The following is a 24,700-nucleotide window of genomic DNA, read 5'->3' as shown; positions in this document are numbered from 1 at the left end:
CGAGCCTGGGAGGGCGTTCGCGACAAGTCATGGGCTTTGGACGCAACTTGCATGCGTCCTGACGTTTCGAAGTCGATGGGTTTCGCGAGCGTGACGTATTGCTCGCAATGCGTCGGACTTTGGTAAAGCGCAACTCGGCGCGGGAGCGACTCCCGCGCCGTTTTCTTTTGTTCCGAGCCCTCTCCCCTTGCGGGAGAGGGTGGGCCACGAAGTGGGTCGGGTGAGGGGTCGCGCTCCGTTATCCGGACAGGCCTTTCAACCCCTCATCCGTCAGCTTCGCTGACACCTTCTCCCGCAAGGGGGGAAGGGACTCAGATCACCCCGCCGCCTCGGTGAAGCTCGAATACACCAGCGTCCGCAACTCCCGCCGGATCGGATACGACGTCGACGGCATCAGCTGGGTCATGAACACCACCGCCAGTTCCTCGACCGGATCGATCCAGAACGCCGTCGAGGCCATGCCGCCCCAGAAGTATTCACCGTGCGAGCCCAGGTTCTTGGTCCGGGCCTGATCGATCGTCATGGCGAAGCCGAGGCCGAAGCCCAGGCCCTCGAACACCGCCTCGCTGAACAGCGAGCGCGAGGCCTGGACCAGTTCCTGGCCGCCGGGCAGGTGGTTGATGGTCATCAGCTTGATGGTCTTGGGGCTGAGCAGCCGCACGCCGTCCAGCTCGCCGCCGTTCAGCAGCATCCGGCAGAAGCGCATGTAGTCGTCGGCGGTCGAGACCAGGCCGCCGCCGCCCGACTTCACCGACGGGTCGGTAAGGAAGCGGCTCTTCTCGGGATCGTCCTGCAGCACCACCTTGCCCGACGGCGTCAGGGCGTAGCAGGCGGTAAAGCGATCGCGCTGGCCTTCCGGCACGAAGAAGCCGGTGTCGACCATCTTAAGCGGATCGAAGATCTTGCTCTTCAGGAAGGCGTCGAACGGCATGCCCGAGATCTTCTCGATCAGATAGCCCAGCACGTCGGTCGAGACCGAATAGTTCCAGGCCTCGCCCGGCGAGAACTCCAGCGGCACCGTGCCCAGCGCATCGACATAGCCCTGCAGCCCGCCCTCGCTGTCGACGCCGTCCAGCTTCAGCTTGCGATAGGCCGCATCGACATTGGTCCGCTGCTGGAAGCCGTACGTAAGACCCGAGGTGTGGCGGAGAAGATCGATCATCCGCATCGGCTCGCTGGTGCGCGTCGACTGGAAGGCCCCCGCAACACCGGCCGCGAAGACGCCCAGGTCGCGCCAGGCCGGGATGAAGCGGTGCACCGGATCGTCCAGCGCCACCAGCCCGTCCTCGACCAGCATCATGAAGGCGACGCTCGTGACCGGCTTGGTCATCGAATAGATGCGGAACAGACTATCGGCCTTCAGCGGCTTGTTCCGCTCAACGTCGGCGCTGCCCAGCACAGAGGTGTAGGCGAGCTGCCCGCGCCGCCAGACCTGAGTCAAAGCGCAGGGCAGCTTCCCGCTGTCGATATACTTGCCCTTGATGAAGGTCTCGATGCGTTTCAGTCGATCAGACGACAGTCCCACGGCTTCCGGCGTACTCAACGTGCTGCACTCCCCTTGTTCACGACTTTCGTTGGCGGGGATCAGGACACGCGTCCGAGACGTTATGCCGCAACGTAAACTTTACCCGATCCTGCGCATATCGATTGAAAACGAGGAAAACGGGATGGGCAAGCACTTGGACACCGAGGCTGCCTCCAGAATTGAAGCCGCGGCGGCCGACTGGTTCTTCCAGAGCAGCCTCGACATGTTCGTCGTCGTGCAGAACGACGCGATCATTCGCGTCAATCCCGCCTGGACCAGCCTGACCGGCTGGCAGCCGGAGGACACCCTGGGCCGTCCGGTCCGCGACTTCTTCCACCTGCACGACACCGAGGTGATCTACGCGATCGCTGACACGCTGCGCGCCGTCGGTCACGCCCGCTCCGAGCACCGCCTGGCCCGCAAGGGCGGCGGCTGGCTGTGGGTGCGCTCGCAGTCGAAGGTGCTGGGCGACGGCGGCTTGCTGATCGTCTTCCAGGATCACAGCGAGGAGCGCGCCCGCGACATCGCCCGCCAGCAGGCCGAGCGCTCCAACGAACTGCTGCGCAGCGCCGCCGGCGTCTATGTCTGGCGCTTCAATCCCCGCAAGGGCGTATACGTCTTCGACCAGGACATCCCCACCCCAAGCTCGCCGATGGGCGGGGTGCGGGTGATGACGATTTCGGAAATGACCATGTCGATCCACGCCGAGGATCGCGGACGGGTCTGGGAGGCGTTCTCACACACCCTGCGCACCGGCGAGCACGTCGAGATCGACTACCGCTATCTCGACCCGGCCAATGACGAGTGGGCCCACATGCACTGCGCCTGGCGCGGCGTGCGCGGGACCAGCCCCGAGGCCTATGACGTGATCGGCATCAGCCAGAACGTCACCGAACTGGTCGAGGCCCGCGACGCGGCGCTCAGCGCCGCCGAGGCCAAGAGCCAGTTCCTGGCCAATATGAGCCACGAGATCCGCACCCCGATGAACGGCGTGCTGGGCGTGCTGCACCTTCTGAAGAACGAGAAGCTGTCCGACGACGGCCGCCGCCTGCTGACCGAGGCCCTGGGCTGCGGCGAGATGCTGTCGGAGCTGCTGAACGACATCATCGACTTCTCGAAGATCGAGGCCGGCAAGCTGGAGCTGTCGGCCGAGCCCGTCGATCCGGCCGAACTGATGCGCGGCGTGGTCGACATGCTGCGCCCGCAGGCCGAGGCCAAGGGTCTCTACCTGCGCGTCGAGGCGCCGGCCAAGGGCGAGGGCGATCTGGGCTGGGCGGCCACCGATCCGCTGCGCCTGCGCCAGGCCCTGTTCAACCTGCTGGGCAACGCCGTGAAGTTCACCCTGGAGGGCGGCGTCGTCGCGCGGCTCTCGGGCAAGCGGACGGATGACAAGGTGCGCCTGCGCTTCGAGATCGACGACACCGGCGTCGGCATCGGCGAGGAGGCCGGCGCGCAGCTGTTCGAGCGCTTCCGCCAGGGCGACGGCTCGACCACCCGCCGGTTCGGCGGCTCGGGCCTGGGCCTGGCCATCTGCCGGCGTCTCGCCGACATGATGGGCGGCGAGGTCGGCTTCGAGAGCGAGCTGGGCAAGGGCTCGACCTTCTGGCTGGAGGTCGAGGCCGAGGCCTGCGCCGAGCCGGTCCACCTGGACCACGAGGCCGAGGGCCCGCTGTTCGCCGGCCTGCGCGTGCTGCTGGTCGAGGACAACGCCACCAACCGCCTGATCGCCACGCGCATGCTCGAGGCGCTGGGCGCCCGCGTCACCACCGCCGACGACGGCATCCAGGGCGTGGCGGCGGCCCGCGAGGTCTTCGACCTGATCCTGATGGACATCCAGATGCCCGGCATGGACGGCGTCGAGGCCACCCACCGCATCCGCGCCTTCAAGGGTCCGACCGGCCAGGTGCCGATCCTGGCCATGACCGCCAACGCCCTCGCCCACCAGCAGGCCGGCTACATCGCCGCCGGCATGGACGGAGCCATCGCCAAACCCTTGTCGCCGGCTGCCCTGACCCAGGCCATCGCCCAGGCCCTGGTCGCCGAGCCCACCGGCGAGCGGAAGGCGTCTTAGGGGGAGCGGGGGCCTACTTGGCCATCGCCTCCAGGCGGCCCGCGTCGATCGACTGCACCGCCTGCTTGAGGTCGTCGACGCTGCCGGCCGTGCCGTCGGCCGAGATCGAGAAGCGATCGGCCACGACGATCGAATACTTCCCCGACTTCGACTCCCGGTTCCATTCCTCGGAGATCAGTCGCCCGCCTTGGGTGGAGACCTTCTCGTAGCCGTCGGCGGTCTCCTTGCTCTGGTGCGCGCCCATGCTCGAGGCCAGGGCCGCCATGGCGCCGACGGGACCCAGGTCGGTCACGGCCAGTTGGAACGAGGACCCGTCCTTCTGGTACTCGCCGGTGGCCACGACGATCGAGACACCCTCCGAGCCGCTGGCGTTGGTCTCGACGCTGGCGCGGGTGTAGCCGGCCACGGACTCGGGCAGCAGCGCCTTCAGGGCTTCGGGCGAAGCGGCCTTGCCGGGGTTCTTCGACAGCTCCTCGGCGCGCTTGCTGGCGGCTTCCAGGCGGCCGACATCGACCTTCTGGCCGTTGATCTCGACCGTGCCGCCGACCTTGTCGGCGTGCCGCCCGAAGGCGCCCATGCCGGTCGTGGCGCTGATCGCGGCCGTGACCATGCCGATGACGATGGAGACCAGGATGGCCACGACGATGGTGACGATGGCGTAGCCCGGCGCCTTGTCGGCCGGGGCCTTCATCACCCTAGGCAAGCCCAGGAACAGCAGCCAGCAGCCGTAAAGACCGCCCAAGATCGCAAGAATGCCCAGCATCGGCAGGATCTGGAACGCGCCCGCGACCCAGCCGGCGGTGCCGGAATAGGCGGCGACCTTGAACGCCTGCACGCGGTTCTTCTCGGCCCCGAAGCTGGGCGCCAGGGCGTCGATCACCGTGCCCAGCACGAAGGTCATGATCAGCGAGCCGACATAGCCCAGCACCGCCACGGTCAGGCCGGTCACAAGGCTGGGCTTGTAGGAGATCCCCAGGGCCCCGTGGCCGAACAGCTGTCCGCCGATCAGCCCCGCCACCGCGGGGATGGCCGCCAGGATGCAGACATAGCCCGTGAACAGCCCGCCGATCGTGGCGGGCTCCCGCTCGATCTTTTCCCATTCGGTCGAGGGCGAGAGCAGAATGCCCTTCACCCGCGCCACCAGACCGGCCCCCGCCGATCCATCATCCACTACCGACATCCGCGACCGCTCCCACTCTGTTAGGATAGCGCCCGCCCCGACCCGGCTATGTACGCATGGTTCGCGCGAAGGTCGAAACACCGTTTTCCGACAGCATCCCGCCCCGAAAACGGGCCGCGCTGAAACAATCCTGACAAATGCTGGCGCTAGGGGGCGCTAATTGTTCCGTTGCGGAAGGCCCTGCCCTTTAAGGCGGCCCTCCGGGCGCCTAAATTGGACCCGATAGTCCAGTGAGCGGCGCAGGCCGCCGCGACGGGCGTATCTGGGGTTTGCTTCGATGGATGACGGTCGGATCGCGGGGGCGGCGACAGCACGCTACGCCCGCAAGAAGGAGACGATCCTGGCGGCCGCCACGGCGATCCTGAACCGCCAGGGCGTGCGCGGCATGACCCTGGCCGACGTCGCCGCCAAGGTCGGGCTGAACACCACCAGCGTCACCTACTACTATCGCAAGAAGGACGACCTGGCCGCCGCCTGCTTCATGCGCGGCCTGGAGCGCTTCGAGGCCATGGTCGAGGAGGCCGCCGCCGAGGCGACCCCGGCCGCCCGCATCCTGAAGTTCCTCGATCTCTATCTCGACCTGAACCGCCGCGTCCGTCTGGGCGAGGCCACGCCCCTGACCAGCTTCGCCGAGATCAAGGCGCTGAAGGAGCCCCTGCGCGGTTCGGTCGTCGCCGCGTTCAACGACCTCTTCCGTCGGGTGCGCAGCTTCTTCGACGACCCGTCCATGGCTCACCTGGACAAGCGCCAGCGTAACGCCCGCGCCCACTTGCTGATGGAGCAGGTGTTCTGGTCGGGCCGCTGGCTGCGCCGATACGACATCGAGGACTATGGCCGGGTGCGCGACCGAATGGGCGACATCCTGCTGAACGGCCTGCCCGCCGGCGGCCGGACCTGGGCGCCGCAGCCCCTGCCCGATCCCACGCCCCAGTCCTACGAAGGCGCGGCGCCGGAAGGCCTGGAGTGGCGCGAGACCTTTCTCGTGGCCGCCACCCGCCTGATCAACCAGCGCGGCTATCGCGGCGCCTCGGTCGAGGACATCTCGGCGGCGCTGAACGTGACCAAGGGCTCGTTCTACCACCACCACGAGGACAAGGACGCCCTGGTGTCCGAGTGCTTCGAGCGCACCTTCACGGTCACCCGGCGCTCGCAGCTGGACGCCCGCGCCTTGCCGACCGACAGCTGGACCCAGTTGGTCTCCACGGCGGCCGGCCTCACCAGCTACCAGCTGTCGGAGCACGGCCCGCTGCTGCGCGCCTCGTCGCTGGGCGCCCTGCCCGAGCCTCTGCGCAGCGACATGGCCGACGGCTACATGCGCGGCTGGCAGCGCTTCGCCTCGATCATCTCGGACGGCATCGCCGACGGCTCGGTCCGCGCCATCGACCCCAGCATCGCCGCCCACATGATCAACTCGATGCTGAACGCCGCCGCGTCCCTGGAAGCCTGGGTCCCGGGCCTGGAGCGCGACGAGGCCGCCGACCTGTTCGCCAAGCCGCTGCTGACGGGCGTGCTCAACTAGGATCCGACCAATGGTTGCGACCTATTAACCATAGGGCGCCCAAGCCCGCGGGCGGCTGCTACCTTCAAGCTACTGATTCGCTTGAAGTCCCGCGTCATGACGACGATCAATCCGTACTCGCCGACCTACGCCCCCGGGCTGACCGCTGGGCAGACGGCGACGCAGCGCGCCAACCAGGCGACCGGCTACGGCCAGCCCCGCGACCAGAGCCCGACGATCAACACCCCGGCGGTGAACGTCACCCTGTCGCCCGCCGCCCAGGCCGCGCTCAAGGCCCAGACCGACGCCCGCACGATCGAGGCCGTCGTCGCCGAGGCCAAGACCCAGATCACCGCCCGCCTGAAAGCCGCCGGGACCGCCAGTGCGCTGAAGGACGGCAATGCCGCCATCGACCTGACCAGCCTGGACCGTCGGACTCTGTTCGCCGTGGCCAGCAACCGGGGTGGCGGCTTCCCGATGGACCAGCAGGTGGTCGCGGCCCTGGCCCTGAAGAGCCAGCACGACCAGGCCCTGGCCGGTCCCGCCGCCCAGGCGCGGCTGACCGGCGACTATGCCGGCCTCTACCAGTCCGCGCTCGACCAACTGGACGCCGCCGGTCCCGAGGAGAAGGCCGCCGGCGCCTGGACCCAGGAGCGCGACGCCTTGGTCGAAGGCCGCAAGCAGGCCATCGCCCGCCCGGGCCTGGCGCCCGCGGGCATCCAAAACGACAGCGTCGCGGCCTATATGAAGGAAACCGGCAGCGCCGTGGCGGGCGCCAAGACCCGCGACTTCGGCAAGGTCGCGACCGATGTCCGCGCCGCGCTGGACAAGCAGTACGAACTGGCCTTCGCGCCCGAGGCGGCCAAGGATTCAGAGAGCGGCGAGATCGACTTCCGCCGTTTCGACGACCGCTCGCTGTCGGCCATCGCCCTGAACAAGGACGAGCAGTTCTCGGCTCATGAGATCAACCAGGCCAAGGCCGAGATCCGCACCCGTGACAGCGCCGCCATCAAGGCCAGCTATCAGTCGACCAGCGAGGACGAGGGCGGCTTCGGCAAGGCGATGATCACCCGCTACGCCGGCATGACCACCGAGGAACGCGAGGCGGCCGGCTGGACGTCGGACGTCTACGCCAAGATGGTCGAGCTGCAGGCCTCGCGCGACAAGCTGGCCCAGATGTTCAACGCCGACGGCTCGGTGGCCGGTCCGGCCAGCCTGCTGGACTTCATCTAGCTCCTACGAGGCCAGGCGACGCGCGTTAGCGTCCCAGCCCAGGTCCGCGCGGGTCATGACGCGATAGCGGACACCCTGCTCCAGGAAGCGGACCCCGACCTCGGTCTCCGACCGCCAGGCTACGCGGGCGCGACGGCTGAGGCCGGTGCGGGGATCGACCAGCACGACCTGGGCCGGCAGGTCCACGCCCTTGCCGACGAAGATGCGCGCGCCGCCGTCGGACACGTCGACCAGCGCGCACTTCCGCGCCACCGCGCCGTCGCCGACATAGACTGGGCTGTTGTCGCGATAGCGCGGATGGCTTCGCCGCTCCGCGCCGCTCGCCTTTGAATCGATGAGCGATGTCATGACCCCAAGGCTAGGCGCGAGGGGTTAACCGCCATTACCGCCCAGGTTGCGGCGCGTTGTCCCACGCGCCGGAAGGTCGCGCGGCGAAGAGGCCTGTTTGGGGCCTCAGTCGCCGATGGTCAGGAAGCCGTGCGCCTCTTTCAGGGTCGCCTCGCCGGCCTCGATCCGCGCCGAGGGATTGGGGCGCGGCTCGCCGACCTTGGTCAGGGTGTTGCGGTCGACATGGCGGAACGGCTCCTCGCGGCCCCGGACCTGCAGCATGGTGGTCGAGGTGTAGGACCAACCGCCGTCGGCCTCGAAGCGCACGTCCAGCTCGTAGGAGTCCGTCCGGAACGCCCACTCCAGGAAGTCGGTCGAGCAGATGCCGTAGCCGGGCGTCCCGCGCTCGGCCCGGACGATCAAACCCGAGCCGTCCGCGTTCGCCTGGCCCTTGGCCAGGGCCACCTGGGCGCGCGGAATGGCCAGGGTCTGCATGATCAGGCCCGTCGCCGGCTCCCATAGCCAGTAGCCGACCTGATCGTGGAAGGTGGTGTCCTCGTCCGAGGCGACGATGTGGACGTGATAGCGCAGGCCGTACAGCAGCTGCGGGCCGTTGGCCTGCGGGTCGATGGGGTGGATCTCGATGCGCTCGAGGAACTCGCGCCGCTCCGGCCCTTCGGCCTTCGGGTTGACGTCGACGCCCTTGCGGCCTTCCCACACGCCGGCCAGACGGCGCAGCGGACCCAGATTGTCCAGGGTGTTGGGATCGACGTCTTCCGGTTCGCTGAAGATGTCCTCGGGAAAGTTGATCATCGCGCCCGTACTCCGGCAAAGCTTGATGCTGCATCTATCGCTCCGCGCGAGCGGGTCAAGGACCCCGACCCTGATTGCGTGAGGATTGCAACAATCTCCATATATTGAGACGATATCCCCATATATGGGTTTCCGGTTGCCAAGGAGGTCAGGCCAATCATAAGGTCCGCCCCAAGCCGCCAGAGCTTGTGGGGATGGACGACCATGGGACCCTCTAACCGCGCTTCGACCGTCATGGGCGCGCCTTCGCGTCGGGCCTTTCTGCTGGCCGCCAGCGCCGTGGCGGCCCTGCCGTCGATGGCCGCCGCCCAGGGACGCGACAAGGCGCCCCTCAAGACCAAGGCCGCCTGGCTGGACGGCAAGGCGCCCGCCCTGGACGCCGGCCAGACCTGGGGAACGCCCTGGTCCCAGGGCCTCCACAAGCCCAAGCAGGCCTTCCGCGCGATCGGCGCCGACGGCAATCCGGTGCCGCTGCAGACCTGGCCCCTAGCCTATTGGCCGGACGGCTCGCTGAAGTGGACCGCCCACGCCCTGGCCGCCGGCGCGGCCGGCGAAGGCGTGAGCATCGAGGCTGGCGCGGGTCCGGCCCCCACCAAGGCCGTGACCGTCCGCCAAAACCCCACCGAGATCGAGGTCTCGACCGGCGAAGCGACCTGGCGTTTCCCGCGCACCGGCGCCGTCCTGGTCTCCTCCGCCACGCGCGGCGACAAGGTCGTGCTGCGCAACCTGCGCCTCGTCCTGCAGACCCAGGACCAGCCCGACGCCGAGGCCGGCGCGGCCAAGCGCACGACCTTCGAAAGCGCCGTCGAGCGCGTCACCGTCGAGCAGGAGGGTCCCCTCCGCGCGGTCATCCGCATCGAGGGCCGCCACCGTGACACCGCTCGCGCCTGGGCGCCGTTCACCGTCCGCTTCTACGCCCATGCCGGCGCCGACAGCCTGCGGATGACCCACACCTTCGTGTTCGACGGCGATGAGGCTAAGGACTTCATCTGCGGCCTGGGCGTCACCGCTGACGTGCCGATGTCGGGCGAGAGCTACGACCGCCACCTGCGCTTCTCCGGCGAGGGCGAGGGCCTGTGGGCCGAGGCGGTGCGGCCGCTGACGGGCCTGCGCCGCGATCCGGGCAAGGCCTTTCGCGAGGCCCAGATCGCCGGCCGCGCCACGCCCGACCGCGCGACCATGGCCCCCGCCGTGCGGGACTCGCTGCAGTACATCCCCGAGTGGGGCGACGTGACCCTGTCGCAGCCGAACGCCAACGGCTTCACGATCCGCAAGCGCACCAAGGCCGGCCACGGCTGGATCGACGCCGCCACGGGCAAGCGCGCCTCGGGCCTGGCCTATGTCGGCGGCCCCACCGGCGGCGCGGCCATCGGTCTCGGGAATTTCTGGAAGGCTCCGCCGACCGCGCTGGAGATCCGCGACGCCGCCACCGACACCGCGCGCCTGACCGCCTGGCTGTGGTCGCCCGAGGCCCAGCCGATGGACATGCGGTTCTACCACGATGGCCTGGGCATGAAGACGCACCCCGAGGAGATCAAGGGGCTGGACGTCACCTACGAGGACTTCGAGTCCGGCTGGGGCACGCCGCAGGGCATCGGCCGCACGACCGAGCTGCGCATCTGGGCTCTTGCCGCCACGCCCGCTCGCGACCGCTACGCGCCGATGGCTCGGCTGGTCGACGCCGCCCCGCGCCTGATGACCCCGCCCGACCGCCTGCACGCAGCCGGCGTGTTCGGGGCCTGGGCCCTGCCCGACCGCAGCACGCCGCTGAAGGCGCGGATCGAGGACAAGAACGACCAGTTGCTCAGCTACTACGCCGGCCAGATCGACCAGCACAGCTGGTACGGTTTCTGGAACTACGGCGACGTCATGCACACCTATGACGACGACCGGCACGAGTGGCGCTACGACATCGGCGGCTTCGCCTGGGACAATTCCGAGCTCTCCACCGACCTGTGGCTCTGGATGAGCTATGTGCGCGGCGGTCGGGCCGACGTGTTCCGCATGGCCGAGGCCATGACCCGCCACACCAGCGAGGTCGACACCTATCACCTGGGCCGGTTCAAGGGCCTGGGCACCCGCCACGGCGTGCAGCACTGGGGCGACAGCTCCAAGCAGCCGCGGGTCAGCAACGCCATCTATCGCCGCATCTACTACTACCTGACCGCCGACGAGCGCGTGGGCGACCTGATGCGCGACCTGGTGACCAGCGACGAGGGGCTGCAGACCGTCGATATCGGCCGCAAGCTGGGCGAGGACCAGGCCGCCAAGCCGGGTGAAATCCGGGCCTCGTTCGGCACGGTGTGGAGCACCCTGGCCGGCGCCTGGTTCACCGAGTGGGAGCGGACGGGCGACACCAAATGGCGCGACCGGATCGCCGGCGGCATGTCGACTATCGCCACCCTGGCCACCGGCTGGTTCGCCAACGGCGCCACCTACGACCTCAAGAGCGGCCGCTTCTCGGGCAAGGGCGACGCGCCGTCGATCTCGCACCTCAACGCCGTGTTCGGCGCGCCCGAGATCCATGTCGAGCTGCTGTCGGCGATCAAGTCGCCGGCCTACGAGAAGGTCTGGCTGGAATACTGCCGCCTCTACAATTCGCCGGCCGATCAGAGCGCGCGGTTCGGTAAGCCGCTGCGTGGCGCGAACCTGACCCAGGCCCACTCGCGCCTGACCGCCTATGCCGCCGTCCGCACGGGCGACAAGGCGTTGGCCGCCCGCGCCTGGAAGGAGTTCTTCGGCAAGGGGATCATCGAGGACCTCGACCTGTCGACGGCCACCAAGACCATCGTCGGCCCCGCCGTGCTCAACCCCGTGCAGGAAGCGCGCGGCGTCTCGACCAACGGCGCGGCGCAGTGGGGCTTGGCGGCGATCATGAACCTGGCCCTGGTCGGCGACGCCCTGGACGGCCTCGACTTCAACCCGCGCTAAGACCCGCAAAAGAAAGCGGCGCGCCCTTGGGGGAGGACGCGCCGTGAGTTCTTACGCTGCGAGGAACTAGAACTTCTTGCGGAGACCGAACTTGTAGGTCCGGCCCAGCGGGTCACCCGTGAACGGGTCGTAGTTCAGGTCGAGACGGGCGAACGACGGATCCTTGTCGAACAGGTTGGTGATCGCCAGGGTCGCCGTCGTGTCCCAGGGCAGGAAGACGCGATAGGCCAGGTCCGTCAGGATCTGCTTCTCGATCTTCTTGCCGCCGCTGAGCGTCTGGGCCACGCCGGCGCTGTCGCGATAGGTGCCCGTGGCGAAAGGCGCGGTGCGCTGATCGGTGTAGCCGTGGATGTAGTGGACCGAGACGCGCAGGTTATGCGGGCCCATGTTCCACTCGCCGTAGACATCACCCTTCCACTTGGGGATCGGCACGACGGTGGTCTGGTAGTTGAGCAGGCCCACGGCGTCGAAGGCCTTCTCGACCGTGATGCCCTCCACCACCGTGGAGCCGACCTTGTACTTCTGGATGTAGGTCGCGCTGCCGCCGATCCTGATGTCGCCGCCGGCCACGTCCTTGAAGCGGTAGTCGGCCGAGAAGTCGAAGCCGGCGTTCTTCACCGGGGCGCCGTTGACGTAGTTGGTTTTCAGGCGCGCGATGCTGGTGGTCGGGGTCGAGCAGGCGCCGTTGAAGGTGAAGCGCGCGACGAGGCCCGCATAGGCAGGGTCCGCGCAGTTGTTCGCGCCCGCCGCGCCGTTCGGATAGAGCGCGGCGACCATGCCCGCCACCGGCTCGGCAACGATCGGGTTTTTGAAGTCGAAGTAGAAGTAGTCGATGCTGGCCTTGAACTCGCCGGCGCTGAACAGCGTGCCGAAGTTGTAGGTCTTGGCTTTTTCCGGCTTCAGGTTCGGATTGCCGAAGATGTCGACGGCCCGGAACACGCCCAGGATGCCCTGCAGCGAGGTGATCGAGGTCGTGGTGGTCTGCGGATCCGGCGGCCCGCGGAAGGTCGAGCCGGCCGAGGCCCGGAACGCGACCCACTCGGTGGCCTGCCAGCGCAGCGAGGCCTTGGGATTGAAGGTCGAGCCGACCGCGCCGCCGTACTTCTCGTAGCGGGCCGCCAGCTGGGCCTGGAAGTCGTCGGTGATCGGCACCGACAGTTCGCCGAAGGCGGCCATCACGTCGCTCTGGTTATCGGCCTCGTTGCCGACGCCCAGGAACATGAAGGGGCCGTTGCGCGCCGAGCCCGTGCAGTTGGTCACCCCGAAGTCGGGCGTGTTCACGCACGGATTGATCGCGGCGTTGCTGATGTCGTTGTAGTCGGCCTTGAAGTAGCTGCGGCGATACTGGACGCCGGCGGCCCAGGCGATGTCGCCACCCGACAGCGTGATGTTGGTCTTGCCGTTCAGCACCGCCTCGCCGACGAACAGGCGCGAGGACTGCTTGGTCGACAGCTTCTTGTAGAACCAGTCGATCAGATCCTTGTTGTTGTTCGCCAGGGCCGAGTTGTAGGCCGGGTTGGCCACGCCGGTGATCACGTTGCTCGGGATCGCGCTGGCGAAGGGGTTGTAATACATGCACTGGCCGACGCCGGCCGTGCCCTGGATGCCCGGGGTGCTCGGGCTGCTGTCGCAGAGCGGACCGCCCAGCCCTTGCAGGGCCAGCGCGAACCGATTGACCAAAGTGTCGTAGCCGGTGCGGATGCCCACTTCCTGCGAGTAGGTCAGGGCCAGGTCCCAGCCGATGCCGTTCTCGAACTCGCCCGACAGGTCGGCCGAAACGCGGAAGGCGTCGAAGGCGCGCGCGCCGGTGGCGGGGCCGTAACCCGTCTTCGGATTGCCGCCGATGCCGAACGGCCGGTTAGCCGCGTTGATGAGCCCGAAGCCGAGGATCGAGCTGGGCGAAGTGGTGACCGCGCCGGTGGCCAGGTTGGTCAGCTGCACCGTCGGATTGGCCGCCATGAAGGCGATCAGGCCGGGATTCGTGGCCGGCACGATGTAGCGCCCCGCCACCGCCGAGGCTTCGGCCGTCGGCACCGCCAGGGCGGCGTAGGACGGCGAAGTGTTCCAGTCGGGCACGTCGGTGTGGGCGTACAGCAGTTCGGCGTGGAACTTGGTCTTGGCCGACAGATCGGCATTGGCCTCGACATAGGCCTGCACGGCGTTGGATCGCTCGACGAGGTTGTCGAACGGCGTGTAGTGCCACTGGCAGGTCGGTGTCAGGCCGCTGAAGCCGGCATAGCCGCCCAGTCCCGTGCAACCGGGGTCGCGCAGGCCGTTGGTCGTGCTGGCCAGGGGAATGAAGGTCGAGGGATTGCCGGCGGCCGACCAGCCGCCTTCGGGGTTGTCCAGATAGGGACGGTTGGCCCACGCGCGCTCGGCGACCGAGAGCTTGGAGCGGTGCTGCAAGCCGATGCTGGCCAGGACGTTGCCGTTCTCCCAGACCTTGCCGCCCGTGACGCTGAACCCGTAGTCGCCGTCCGACCCGTCGATGATCCGGTAGTCGGCGGCCGCTTCCAGCCCCTCGAAGTTCCGCTTGGTGATGAAGTTGACGACGCCGGCGATGGCGTCCGAGCCATATGTCGCCGCGGCGCCGTCCTTCAGCACTTCCAGGCGGCCGATGGCGGCGGCGGGGATGATGTTGGTGTCGACGATGCCCGCCCCGGCCGCGCCGAACGGGTTGATCGCCAGGCGGCGGCCGTTCAGCAGCACCAGGGTGCGCTGCGAGCCGAGGCCGCGCAGGTTAACCGAGCCCGAGCCTTCCGAGCCCTGGGCGCGGCTGTCGAACTGGTTGGTGTCGCCTAGCACGCCGTTCGAGACGGACAGGGCCTTCAGCAGCTCCACCGTCGACGGCGAGCCGCGCTTCTGCAGTTCCTCGGCCCCGATCACCTCGACCGGCAGGGCCGCGTCCTCGGGCGTGCCCTTGATGAAGGAGCCGGTGACGACGACCTCCTCGACCTCGACCGGAGCGTCGTTCCTCTGCTGCGCCTGGGCCTGGGCGTGGGCGACGCCCACGACGCCGCCCGAAAGGGCGACGGCCAGCGCGAGGCTTGATCCTCCGCGCAGGAAGCTTGTTCGTTTCATGGTTATTCCCTCCCTCGATTGTTCTTTGACTGGCCGTTCGTCTTTCCGCGGGGCCATTGGGCGTTCAGTGGGGTGGCGGTCTCTCCGGGCAGGCGCGCGCCGACATGCGGACGCGGGTACCGCCCGGCCGCACGGAGCGTTCGTTTTCGAAACTTGGTGATGCGCCTTCGAGAGCCGACAAGCTTGGTTCCCCCAGAGCCGGACGCTTGAAAAACCACGCATACTCCCTCGGCTTCGTAACCGAGGCTGATGCCGATCATTGAAGTCGAACATCTGTTTCGATGATGCGGTATGTTTTGCAGCGCCGTCAACCGCCGCAAGAATCTGGCGCTGTGACGTGCGTCATCGCGCCGCACTGCTGACAGGTATGGGACCGTAAGGGCTCAACGTCGCGTGCGTCGCAACATAAGCTTCGCTAAACCGTTGTTTGGGGGCTTCCCATCGGCGTCGGGATGCCTAAGTGGGAAAACAATGGTCGCCAGAACCACGCCCTTTAGGCGGAATAACTAACAACGCCCACAGGGCGGAATAACCGGGTTTGAATTTCATGCGTCTCGCCAAGACCGGCGCCTCCTGGCGTCCAGGCCGGCCTTCTGGCTCGTCTTATGCGTTGCTCGGCGCCGTCGTGCTCGCCAGCGCGGGACTGTCGGCGTGCACCACGCCCGCGCGCCAGGTCGATGTGAAGCTGCCGAACGCCTATGAGGCGCCGGCGGGCCGCGCCCTGCCCTCGCAGGCGCTGGACCAGTGGTGGACCAGCTTCAACGACCCGGTCTTGAACAATCTGGTCGAGACCGCCCTGGCCCAGAGCCCCGATGCCCGCCTGGCCGCCGCCCGCCTGGAAGAGGCCCGCGCCGTGCGCCAGGGCCTGGTCCGCCAGATCTACATTCCGCAGACCCCGCTGGTCGGCTCGGCCAAGCGCACCGACACCCACATCATCGACCAGAGCGGCACGGGCGGCTTCACCCAGGGCGGTGTCAGCAAGACCTACTCCGCCAATTTCGACGTCTCGTGGGAGCTGGACCTGATCGGCCGTCGCGGGGCCGCCCGCCGGGTGGTCGACAACGACCTGGCCGCCGCCCGCTTCGCCTATGAGGGCGCCCGCGCGGCCTTGGCGGCCAACGTCGCCCAGTCCTACTTCGAAGCGCGTGGCCTGGCCGTGCAGCTGGACGACGCCCGCGAGAACGCCCGCATCGGCAAGTCGCTCTACGAGGTCGCCGCCGAGAAGGGCCGTCGCGGCCTGACCGCCACCTCCGAGGGCGACCGCACCGCCGCCGACCTCGCCCAGGCCCAAGCCCAGGTCGCCGCCCTGGAAGCCGAGCTGCAGGCCTCGCGCCGCAGCCTGCTGATCCTGGTCGGCAAGGGCGTCGATCCGCTGGCCAGCCTGCCGGTCGAGCCGGTCCTGGCCCGCGCGCCGGCCGTTCCCGCCGCCGCGCCCGCTGACCTCCTAGCTCGCCGCCCCGACGTGCGCGAAGCCGCCGCCCGCCTGGCCTCGGCCTCGGGCAATCTGAACATCAGCGAGCTGGCCCTGTTCCCGACCCTGACCATCACGCCGGGCGTGGGCATCTCGAAGTCGATCTCCCCCAGCTTCCTGGCGGCCGGCTCGACGGCCTCGACCACCAGCTCGGCCTGGACCTTGGGCGCGAACCTGTCGGTCCCGGTGCTGAACATTCCCAAGCTGATGTCGGACATCAAGGCCGAGGGCGCCCGCGTCGAGCAGGCCGCCATCACCTACGAGCAGACCGTCCAGAAGGCCTTCGGCGAGACCGAGAGCGCCCTCGTGCAGCAAGACGCCGACGAGCGCCGCGTCACCCTGCTGGCCGCCGGCGAACGCCGCGCCGCGGTGGCCTACGAGGCCAGTCGCAAGGGCTATGCCGCCGGCCTCACCGACCTGACCACGGCCCTGCAGGCCGAGCAGTCCTGGCGCGGGGCCCGCACGGCCCTGACCGGGGCCCAGACCCAGGCGCTGCAACGCGCCGTCCAGACCTACAAGGCCCTCGGCGGCGGCTGGTCGCCGCAGGCCGTTCCCTCCAAAGCCTCCGCGCAATGAGACCCGCTCCGATGACGACCCGTTCCCTGATCGCCACCGCCCTGGTCTGCAGCGCCGTTGGGCTGACCGCCTGCGGAAGCAAGAAGACCGAAGACAAGAAGCCCGCCGCCAGCGCCGCCGCCCAGGCCCGCACGGTCAGCGTCGGCAGCATCGAGACCCGTCCGCTCGGCGGCGGGGTCGAGGCCTCCGGCCTGCTGGTCTCCCGCGAAGAAGCCGCCGTCGGCTCGGAGCTGACCGGCTACCGCGTCGCGCGCCTCTATGCCGACGAAGGCGACTGGGTCCGCGCCGGCCAGCCGCTGGTCCAGTTGGACGACACCCTGCTGCGCGCCCAGATCGAGCAGCAGGCGGCCGTCACCGCCCAGTCGCAGGCCGAGGCCGCGCGCGTCTCCGGCCTCGACGGCCAGGGCGTGCTCAGCCAGGAGCAGATCGAGACCCGCCGCTACCAGGCGAAAGCTCAAGAAGCGGCGTTGAAGGAACTGCGCACCCGCGCCTCGCGCATGACCATCACCGCCCCGGTCGGCGGCCGCGTGCTTCAGCGCGGCGTACAGCCCGGCCAGATCGCCGGTGGCGGCACGACTCCCTGGTTCACCATCGCCCGTGACGGCCTGGTCGAGCTGGACGCCGAGGTCAACGAAGCCGACCTGGGCGGCATCCGCGCCGGCCAGTCGGTGAACGTCTCCCTGCCCGCCGGCCAATCCCTCTCGGGCGTCGTGCGCCTGGTCAGCCCGCGCGTCGATAGCTCGAGCCGCCTGGGCAAGGTGCGTATCCGCCTGCCCGTGCGTCCGGATTTGCGTCCCGGCGGCTTCGGCCGCGCCAATTTCGGCGCCTCGGGCGCGGCGGTCACCGCCATTCCGGAATCGGCCATCCGCTATGAGGCCGACGGCCTGTTCATCATGACCGTCGACAGCAACAACCGCGCCCACCAGACCGCCGTGAAGATCGGCCAGAAGGGCGGCGGCTGGGCTCAGCTGGTTCAGGGCCCGCCCGCCGGCACGCGCATCGTCCTGGGCGGCGCGTCCTTCGTCACCGACGGCGACGTGGTGCGCCCGGCGCCGGCCCAACAGGCCGCCCGCTGATGGCTAGCGAACAGAAACCCGGCGAACACGAGGCCGAGAAGTCCGGCGAGCTGAAGATCTCCGCCTGGGCGATCCGCAACCCCATCCCGGTGGCGGTGCTGTTCATCGCCCTGATGATCGCCGGCATCGGCTGCTATCTCGGCCTGCCGATCAAGCAGTTCCCGAACGTCGAGTTCCCCGCCGTGACCGTGACGGTCACCCAGAGCGGGGCCGCGCCCGGCGAGATGGAGACCCAGGTCACCCGCCCCGTCGAGGACGCGGTGGCCAGCATCTCCAACGTCAAGACCATCCGGTCTTCGGTGGTCCAGGGCGCCTCGACCACGACGATCGAGTTCAATCTCGGCGAGGACCTGCAGAAGGTCACCGACGAGGTCCGCTCCAAGATCGACCAGACCCGCGCCGTCCTGCCCAAGGAGGTGGACGAGCCGATCGTCCAGCGGCTGGAGATCACCAGCGCGCCGATCATCACCTACGCCGTCTCGGCCCCGAACATGAGCGCGACCGAGCTGTCGTGGTTCATCGACGACACCGTCACCCGCGCCCTGCAGGGCGAGAAGGGCGTAGCCCAGGTGGCGCGCGTCGGCGGGGTGGATCGCGAGATCAACGTCATCATCGACCCCGACCGCCTGGCCTCGTTCGGCGTGACGGCCCCGCAGCTGAACCAGGCCCTGGCCGGCTTCAGCGTCGACGCCCCTGGCGGCCGCGCCAATATCGGAGGCCGCGAGCAGACCCTGCGCGTGCTGGGCGCGGCCACCACGGTCGAACAGCTGCGCGAGCTGACCATCCCGATCGCCGGCGGCCGCTATGTGAAGCTGACCGACGTCGCTCAGGTCGGCCAGGGCGCCGAGGAGCAGCGTGGCTTCGCCCGTCTCGACGGCAAGCCGGTCGTCGCCTTCCAGGTGATGAAGACCCGCGACAGCAGCGACGTCGCCGTCGAGGACAACGTCAAGAAGGCCATCGACAACCTCGCCGCCAAGCAGGCCGGCGTGTCGTTCGTGAAGATCTTCTCGACTGTCGACGAGACCCGCGCCAGCTTCGCTGCCACCGAGCACACCCTGCTGGAAGGCATGCTGCTGGCCTCGCTGGTGGTGTTCCTGTTCCTGCGCGAGTGGCGGGCCACCCTGATCACCGCCATCGCCATGCCGGTGTCGCTGGTGCCGACCTTCGCCTTCATGGCGATGATGGGCTTCTCGCTAAACGTCGTGACCCTGCTGGCCCTGACCCTGGTCATCGGCATCCTGGTCGACGACGCCGTGGTCGAGATCGAGAACATCGAGAAGCGCGTCGCCCGAGGCCAGAGGCCCTACCAGGCCGCCATCGAGGGCGCCGACGCCATCGGTCTCGCGGTCGTGGCCACCACCTTCACCATCGTCGCGGTGTTCGTGCCGGTGTCCTACATGCCCGGCACGCCCGGCCAGTTCTTCAAGGAATTCGGCCTGACCGTCGCGGTGGCCGTGCTGTTCTCGCTGGTGGTCGCCCGCCTGCTGACCCCGCTGCTGGCCGCCTATTTCCTCAAGCCCGCCAAGGATCCGCATCCGCGCCGGGAGTTCCGAGGCTTCTATCGCCGTGTCCTGGACTGGTCGCTGGACCACCGGATCCTGGCCTGCATCATCGGCGGCCTGATCTTCGTCGGCTCGATCATGCTGGCCGGCTTCCTGCCCACGGCGTTCCAGCCGGCGGCCAACAACAACTACTACTATCTGAAGGTCCAGGGCCCGCCCGGCGCGACCGTGGCCGACATGGAGCGCACCGTTCAGTCGGTGACCACCCTGTTCCGCAAGCGCTCGGAAGTGGCCCACGTCTTCGCCCAGGTCGGCTCCAACATCGGCAGCGGCTGGGGCGGCCAGAGCGGGACCGACATCCGCGACGCCACCATCACCATCGTCCTGAACGGCGAGCGCGATCAGACCGTCACGGAGATCAAGCAGGACGTCCGCGACAGCCTGCACGGCATCCCCGACGCCCGCGTGAACCTGCTGGGCGACTGGGGCACGTCCGAGGTCCAGACCATCCTGATCGCCGAGGACGGCCCACTGCTGGAACGCACGGCGGCCCAGATCGAGAAGGAGATGCAGAAGCTCTCCACCGTGGCCGACCCGCGTCCGTCCTCGCCGCCCAGCGGTCCGGAAATCCTGATCCGGCCCAAGGCCGACGAGGCCGCCCGTCTCGGCGTCAACTCGGCCGACATCGCCGCCATCGCCCGCGTGGCCACGGTCGGCGACATCGACGCCAACGTCGCCAAGATGACCCAGGGCGAGCGCCGGATCCCGATCCGCGTGCGCCTGCCGGCCGACAGCCGTCGCGACCTCGAGACCCTGGGCGCTCTGCGCGTTCCGACCGCCAACGGCGGCTCGACCCGGCTCGACACCGTGGCGGACCTGTCGTTCCAGGCCGGCCCGGCCAAGATCGACCGCTTCGCCCGTAAGCGGCAGGTGACGATCGAGGCCGACCTCAACAACGGCGCGCAACTCGGCCAAGCCATGACGGACGTCGGCAACCTGCCGACCATGAAGAAGCTGCCCGAGGGCGTCGGTCCGGCCTCGGCCGGCGACCAGGAGGCCTTCGTCGAGCTCTTCACCGGCTTCGCCATCGCCCTGCTGTCGGCGGTGGGCCTGGTGTTCGGCGTGCTGATCCTGCTGTTCCGCAGCTTCTTCAAGCCGGTCACCATCCTGTCGGCCCTGCCCCTGGCCATCGGCGGCGCGTTCCTCGCCCTGCTGGTCACCGGCCAGTCGCTGTCGATGCCGTCTCTGATCGGCTTCCTGATGCTGATGGGCCTGGCGGCCAAGAACTCGATCCTGCTGGTCGAGTATGCCATCGAGCAGGAGCGCGCCGGAATGAGCCAGCGGGACGCGATCGTCGACGCCTGTCACGAGCGGGCGCGTCCCATCGTCATGACCACCCTGGCCATGATGGCGGGCATGCTGCCGACGGCCCTGGGCATCGGCACCGGTTCGGAGTTCCGTCAGCCCATGGCCGTGGCCGTGATCGGCGGCCTGATCACCTCGACCGTGCTGTCGCTGGTGCTGGTGCCGGTGGTCTATGAGATCGTCGACGACTTCGAGCGCTGGCTGGCCCCGAAGCTGGCCCGCATGACCACCCCGCGCGAGGCGTCGGAAGGCGGCCGCGCGGTTCCCGTGGACCGTCTGTGACGATCCGGATTCGGCCGTTTCGCCCCGGTGACGAGGATCTCGTCGTCGGGGTGATCCTGCCGATCCAGCGCGAGGAGTTCGGCTTCTCGATCACCGCCGAGGACCAGCCGGACCTGGCGGACATCCCAAACTGGTACCAAGCAGGCGCCGGCCAGTTCTGGCTGGCCGAGCTGGACGGCGAGACCGTCGGCACGATCGCGCTGAAGGATATCGGCGACGGGGCCGTGGCCCTGCGCAAGATGTTCGTGAAGCCGGTGGCGCGCGGTGTGGTGGGCGCGGCCCAGGCCTTGCTGGACACCGCCCTGGTCCACGCCCGTGAGCGCGGCGTGCAGGCGGTCTGGCTGGGCACGACGGACCGGTTCCGGGCCGCGCACCGGTTCTACGAGAGGAACGGGTTCGAGGTCGTCGAGGCGGGCGACTTGCCGGAGGCGTTCCCGCGCATGGCGGTGGATACGCGGTTCTATCGGCTTGGGCTGGCGAAATCGTCTCCTCCCCCTTTGGGGGAGGTGGCCCAGAGGGCCGGAGGGGGCAGCTCGGCCTAAGCCGCATTAGCCCCCTCAGTCACTCCGTGACAGCTCCCCCAAGAGGGGGAGCAGATTTCAGATCAATCCACCTTCGGCGCGTAGCTCAGCCGGCACACCGTCCAGCCGTCCTCCCGCGCCACCTCGAACCGGCCACTCAGCTGCTGGGCCATGGCGCGGACGATGCGCAGGCCCAGGCTCTTGGACTTGGCCGGATCGAAGTCGGCCGGCGGCCCCGCGCCATCGTCGCGGACGGTCAGGACGTGAGTCTCGCCCGACTGCTCCAGATGCACCCGCACGCTGCCCGAACCCGCCTCGCCAAAGCCGTGCTCGAGGGCGTTGTTGAAGCTCTCCAGCATCACCAGGGTCACCGGCGTGGCCTGGTCAGCGTGCAGGGGCAGCTCGCCGCCTTCCAGCGTCAGGACCACCCGCGCGCCGGCCACCGCCACCGCGTCGGTCAGGATCGCTTCAGCGAAGACGCGGAAGGGCACGGGCTCGCCGGCGCGATTGTGCAGCTCGCGCTGGATCTTGGCGATCACCTCGATACGGTCGCCAGCCTGGACCAGGGCGTGGCGGGCGTCGGCGTCGACGATCCCCTGCCCCTGTAGCCGCAGCAGCGCCCCCGCGACCTGCAGGTTGTTGCTCACCCGGTGATGCAGTTCACGGTACAGCAGGTCGCGGCTCTCGGCGAGGTCGCGATAGCGCCCGCGCTCCCCCTCCAGCTGGTCCAGCGCCTTGCGCATACCGTCGATGAAGAAGATGTCGACTGCGACCACGAAGGCGTAGAAGGCCAGGGCGACCAGCACCGAGAAATCGAAGCTGAAGCCCATGAACGGCGGGATGAAGAAGTACCAGGCCGCGACACCGCTCAGGACCGCGCACAGCACGCCCGGTCCGAGGCCGCCCAGATAGACGGCGACCACGATGGCCGGAAAGAAGGTCACATAGGGAAAGCCCGGCGGAAATACCGCGCCCAGGGCGAAGCGCAGCAGCACCGCCGCCACGGTCAGGGCGATCGCCAGGCCGTAGCGGGCCGCGAAGCTGCCCCGGATCTTCCTCCGCAAGTCCAAATCCCAGCCTCCCCGCCGTCCTCCGGTGCTGGACCCTTTCCGGGTATCGCGTCAAGCGGACACCCGACATAGGGCTTCGTCTTCGGATCGCCGCCTCCACGTTACACATCCTTATGTTGCGACCGGCGCGGTCGCACGCCATCGTCGCCTACCGATCAAGGGGACCCTTTCCATGAAGCTATCGATCCTGTCGCTGGCGGGCCTGCTGCTGGCCGGTCCGGCCATGGCCGCCGGCGCCAGCTGCCCGGCCGACTACGCCAAGCAGGCCCGCGCCCTCGTCGAGGACCAGGTCAAGGCCGGCCGCTTCACCGGCTCGGTGCTGGTCGCCAAGGACGGCGTCGTGCTGCTGCGCGAGGGCTTCGGCCAGGCCAACCGCGAGTGGGACATCCCCAACGCCCCCGAGACCAAGTTCCGCCTCGGCTCGATCACCAAGCAGTTTACCGCCGTCTCGATCCTGCAACTGGCCGAGGCCGGTAAGTTGTCGATCGACGACCCGATCTCGAAGTATTACGCCGACGCGCCGGCGGCCTGGTCGAAGATCACCATCAAGCACCTGCTGAGCCACACCTCGGGCATCCCCAGCTACACCGCCATTCCCGGCTTCTTCGAGAAGGGCGGGTCCAAGGTTCCGCTGAAGCCCGAGGAGATCGTCAAGCTCACCCAGGACAAGCCGCTGGAGTTCGAGCCGGGCAGCAAGTTCGCCTACGACAACACCGGCTACATCCTGCTGGGCTATGTCATCGAGAAGGTGTCGGGCCAGACCTATGCCGACTACGTCGCCCAGAAGATCTTCCAGCCCCTGGGCATGAAGGACTCCGGCTACGACGTCAGCGCCAAGGTCCTGGCCAAGCGCGCCTCGGGCTATCAGCCTGAAAAGGGCGGCGGCTGGCGCAACGCCGACTATCTGGACATGACCCTGCCCTACGCGGCCGGCTCGCTCTATTCGACGGTCGACGACCTGCTGACCTGGGAACGCGCCCTGAGCGACGGCAGGATCCTGACCGAGGCCTCGCGAAAGGCCGCCTGGACCGAGAACCTGAACCACTACGGCTTCGGCTGGGTGATCGACGCCCAGGACGGCCACCCGCGCATCTGGCACAACGGCGGCATCAACGGCTTCAGCACGGCCAAGGCCCGCTATCCCAGCGACGGCCTGGTCGTGATGGCCCTGTCGAACTTCCAGGCCTCGCCGACCACGCCGCTGGTCAACAACCTGGCCGGCCTGTGCTTCGGGACCTACCAGGCGCCCAAGGCGGTCGCCCTGTCGGCCTCGACGCTGGACCGCTATGTCGGCTCCTACGCCCTGGCGCCGACCTTCATCCTCAAGGTCTATCGCGAAGGCGACAAGCTGATCACCCAGGCCACCGGCCAGGGCCCGATCCCCATCGTCGCCACGGCCCCGGGCGAATTCTACGCCGTCGGTCCGGACGCCAAGCTCAGCTTCGAACAGACGGGGGATGCGCCGGCCACGGCCCTGACCCTGCACCAGGGCGGCCGCGACATGAAGGCGCCGAGGGTGGCGGACAAACCGTAGGCTCGCGGAAGGCCGAGCGCACGACGGCGCCCTTCCGCCGGCTTGGAACCGGCGGGCTTGGGGAGGCGGCGGAGCGTCCGGGCAGGGCCCGGATAAGAGGGTAGAGGAACACCGTTTCGGCCGAGGCCGGAGCGCTCCGCGCGACCGTTGATCAAGAGCCCTCGGCGCGCGGGGTCTTAACCCGCTTCCGAAAGAGGCCCCAGGCGGGCGGAGGAAGATGCGTTCCCTCCGGACCGCGCGGGCGATTTCAGCCCGCGCCTGCCACGCCGATCCCCTTCGCCGCCCGGATTTCGTCCCGATGTTTCAGGGAGCCCGTCCGGATCCGTCGCGAAGGCGGCCACAAGGCCAAGACCAGCGCTTCCCGCTCGATCACCCCCGCCGCGCATTCGGTCGCCAGCTGAACGCCCTCCCCCGCGACGGGGCGAGGAGAAGTATGGGGGCGGTTTTGGGGGTGATGCGTCGATTTCGGATGGGCTCGTGGGTGGCGGGGGCAAGATGCTGATCTTGCTGGAGTTCAGCGCGCTTACGCTCGTGCGGAGACGTGGGAGGTCGGCTTACGACCCGTTACGGACGTTCCCGAACAACTCCCTCCCCCTCGTGGGGAGGGTGGCCCGCGTAGCGGGTCGGGTGGGGATCGGCGCGGG

The 24,700-nt window shown here is 68.6% G+C and carries 14 protein-coding genes and 1 pseudogene; 9 read left to right on the top strand and 6 right to left on the bottom strand.

Going from position 1 to position 24,700, the window contains the following annotated elements:
- Positions 1-316 precede the first annotated feature (316 nt).
- On the bottom strand, positions 317-1,543 hold the full coding sequence (locus tag AC07NN_RS09880) for a serine hydrolase domain-containing protein (protein ID WP_494640115.1): 1,227 nt from the start codon (positions 1,541-1,543) through the stop codon (positions 317-319).
- 124 nt (positions 1,544-1,667) lie between these two features.
- Between AC07NN_RS09880 and AC07NN_RS09875 the strand changes: the two genes are divergently transcribed.
- Entirely contained in the window at positions 1,668-3,596 is a 1,929-nt protein-coding gene (locus AC07NN_RS09875; RefSeq protein WP_494640113.1) for an ATP-binding protein, read from the top strand.
- 13 nt (positions 3,597-3,609) lie between these two features.
- Here the strand turns inward: AC07NN_RS09875 and AC07NN_RS09870 are convergent, their stop codons facing one another.
- On the bottom strand, positions 3,610-4,776 hold the full coding sequence (locus tag AC07NN_RS09870; protein ID WP_494640111.1) for a Yip1 family protein: 1,167 nt from the start codon (positions 4,774-4,776) through the stop codon (positions 3,610-3,612).
- A 277-nt stretch (positions 4,777-5,053) separates the two neighbouring features.
- On the opposite strand from AC07NN_RS09870, the gene AC07NN_RS09865 reads away from it, so the two are divergent.
- Positions 5,054-6,295 carry a TetR/AcrR family transcriptional regulator gene (locus AC07NN_RS09865; RefSeq protein WP_494640109.1) on the top strand — a complete coding sequence of 414 codons (1,242 nt, stop codon included), beginning with the start codon at positions 5,054-5,056 and terminating at the stop codon, positions 6,293-6,295.
- A 96-nt stretch (positions 6,296-6,391) separates the two neighbouring features.
- On the top strand, positions 6,392-7,507 hold the full coding sequence (locus tag AC07NN_RS09860) for a hypothetical protein (protein ID WP_494640108.1): 1,116 nt from the start codon (positions 6,392-6,394) through the stop codon (positions 7,505-7,507).
- A gap of 3 nt (positions 7,508-7,510) precedes the next feature.
- On the opposite strand, the gene AC07NN_RS09855 is transcribed toward AC07NN_RS09860, so the two are convergent.
- Positions 7,511-7,855 carry a PilZ domain-containing protein gene (locus AC07NN_RS09855; RefSeq protein ID WP_494640106.1) on the bottom strand — a complete coding sequence of 115 codons (345 nt, stop codon included), beginning with the start codon at positions 7,853-7,855 and terminating at the stop codon, positions 7,511-7,513.
- A 105-nt stretch (positions 7,856-7,960) separates the two neighbouring features.
- Positions 7,961-8,647 carry an FABP family protein gene (locus AC07NN_RS09850; protein ID WP_494640104.1) on the bottom strand — a complete coding sequence of 229 codons (687 nt, stop codon included), beginning with the start codon at positions 8,645-8,647 and terminating at the stop codon, positions 7,961-7,963.
- A 204-nt stretch (positions 8,648-8,851) separates the two neighbouring features.
- Between AC07NN_RS09850 and AC07NN_RS09845 the strand changes: the two genes are divergently transcribed.
- Positions 8,852-11,578 (top strand): exo-rhamnogalacturonan lyase family protein, encoded by a 2,727-nt coding sequence (locus AC07NN_RS09845; protein WP_494640102.1) that lies wholly within the window; start codon positions 8,852-8,854, stop codon positions 11,576-11,578.
- Positions 11,579-11,644: 66 nt separating this feature from the next.
- Here AC07NN_RS09845 and AC07NN_RS09840 read toward each other — a convergent pair.
- Positions 11,645-14,919: pseudogene (locus AC07NN_RS09840) on the bottom strand (TonB-dependent receptor).
- A 278-nt stretch (positions 14,920-15,197) separates the two neighbouring features.
- Between AC07NN_RS09840 and AC07NN_RS09835 the strand changes: the two are divergent.
- Genes AC07NN_RS09835 through AC07NN_RS09820 form a run of 4 tightly spaced genes read left to right on the top strand, consistent with a single transcriptional unit; the run spans position 15,198 to position 21,473 of the window.
- A complete protein-coding gene (locus AC07NN_RS09835) occupies positions 15,198-16,706 on the top strand; it encodes an efflux transporter outer membrane subunit (RefSeq protein ID WP_494640100.1) in 1,509 nt (502 codons plus the stop codon).
- On the top strand, positions 16,664-17,782 hold the full coding sequence (locus AC07NN_RS09830) for an efflux RND transporter periplasmic adaptor subunit (protein ID WP_494641823.1): 1,119 nt from the start codon (positions 16,664-16,666) through the stop codon (positions 17,780-17,782). The genes AC07NN_RS09835 and AC07NN_RS09830 overlap by 43 nt, the downstream gene beginning before the upstream one ends.
- Positions 17,782-20,931: an efflux RND transporter permease subunit gene (locus tag AC07NN_RS09825; protein ID WP_494640098.1), complete on the top strand. Its 3,150-nt coding sequence runs from the start codon at positions 17,782-17,784 to the stop codon at positions 20,929-20,931. The genes AC07NN_RS09830 and AC07NN_RS09825 overlap by 1 nt, the downstream gene beginning before the upstream one ends.
- Positions 20,928-21,473: a GNAT family N-acetyltransferase gene (locus tag AC07NN_RS09820; RefSeq protein ID WP_494640096.1), complete on the top strand. Its 546-nt coding sequence runs from the start codon at positions 20,928-20,930 to the stop codon at positions 21,471-21,473. The genes AC07NN_RS09825 and AC07NN_RS09820 overlap by 4 nt, the downstream gene beginning before the upstream one ends.
- Before the next feature lie 62 nt (positions 21,474-21,535).
- Here the strand turns inward: AC07NN_RS09820 and AC07NN_RS09815 are convergent, their stop codons facing one another.
- A complete protein-coding gene (locus AC07NN_RS09815) occupies positions 21,536-22,516 on the bottom strand; it encodes a sensor histidine kinase (RefSeq protein ID WP_494640094.1) in 981 nt (326 codons plus the stop codon).
- A gap of 178 nt (positions 22,517-22,694) precedes the next feature.
- Between AC07NN_RS09815 and AC07NN_RS09810 the strand changes: the two genes are divergently transcribed.
- Positions 22,695-24,056, top strand: coding sequence for a serine hydrolase (locus AC07NN_RS09810; RefSeq protein WP_494640092.1), 1,362 nt, complete (start codon positions 22,695-22,697; stop codon positions 24,054-24,056).
- Positions 24,057-24,700: the final 644 nt, after the last annotated feature.

This window comes from Caulobacter sp. GW821-FHT09H08 (genome assembly GCF_059415885.1).
The sequence above is the reverse complement of the archived record's forward strand: the minus strand, read 5'-3'. Positions and strand labels throughout refer to the sequence as shown.

Coding starts and splice junctions, on each gene's coding strand:
- AC07NN_RS09875 (WP_494640113.1), top strand. CDS start 1,668: ATGGGCAAGCACTTGGACACCGAGGCTGCCTCCAGAATTGAAGCCGCG.
- AC07NN_RS09870 (WP_494640111.1), bottom strand. CDS start 4,776: ATGTCGGTAGTGGATGATGGATCGGCGGGGGCCGGTCTGGTGGCGCGG.
- AC07NN_RS09865 (WP_494640109.1), top strand. CDS start 5,054: ATGGATGACGGTCGGATCGCGGGGGCGGCGACAGCACGCTACGCCCGC.
- AC07NN_RS09860 (WP_494640108.1), top strand. CDS start 6,392: ATGACGACGATCAATCCGTACTCGCCGACCTACGCCCCCGGGCTGACC.
- AC07NN_RS09855 (WP_494640106.1), bottom strand. CDS start 7,855: ATGACATCGCTCATCGATTCAAAGGCGAGCGGCGCGGAGCGGCGAAGC.
- AC07NN_RS09850 (WP_494640104.1), bottom strand. CDS start 8,647: ATGATCAACTTTCCCGAGGACATCTTCAGCGAACCGGAAGACGTCGAT.
- AC07NN_RS09845 (WP_494640102.1), top strand. CDS start 8,852: ATGGGACCCTCTAACCGCGCTTCGACCGTCATGGGCGCGCCTTCGCGT.
- AC07NN_RS09825 (WP_494640098.1), top strand. CDS start 17,782: ATGGCTAGCGAACAGAAACCCGGCGAACACGAGGCCGAGAAGTCCGGC.
- AC07NN_RS09810 (WP_494640092.1), top strand. CDS start 22,695: ATGAAGCTATCGATCCTGTCGCTGGCGGGCCTGCTGCTGGCCGGTCCG.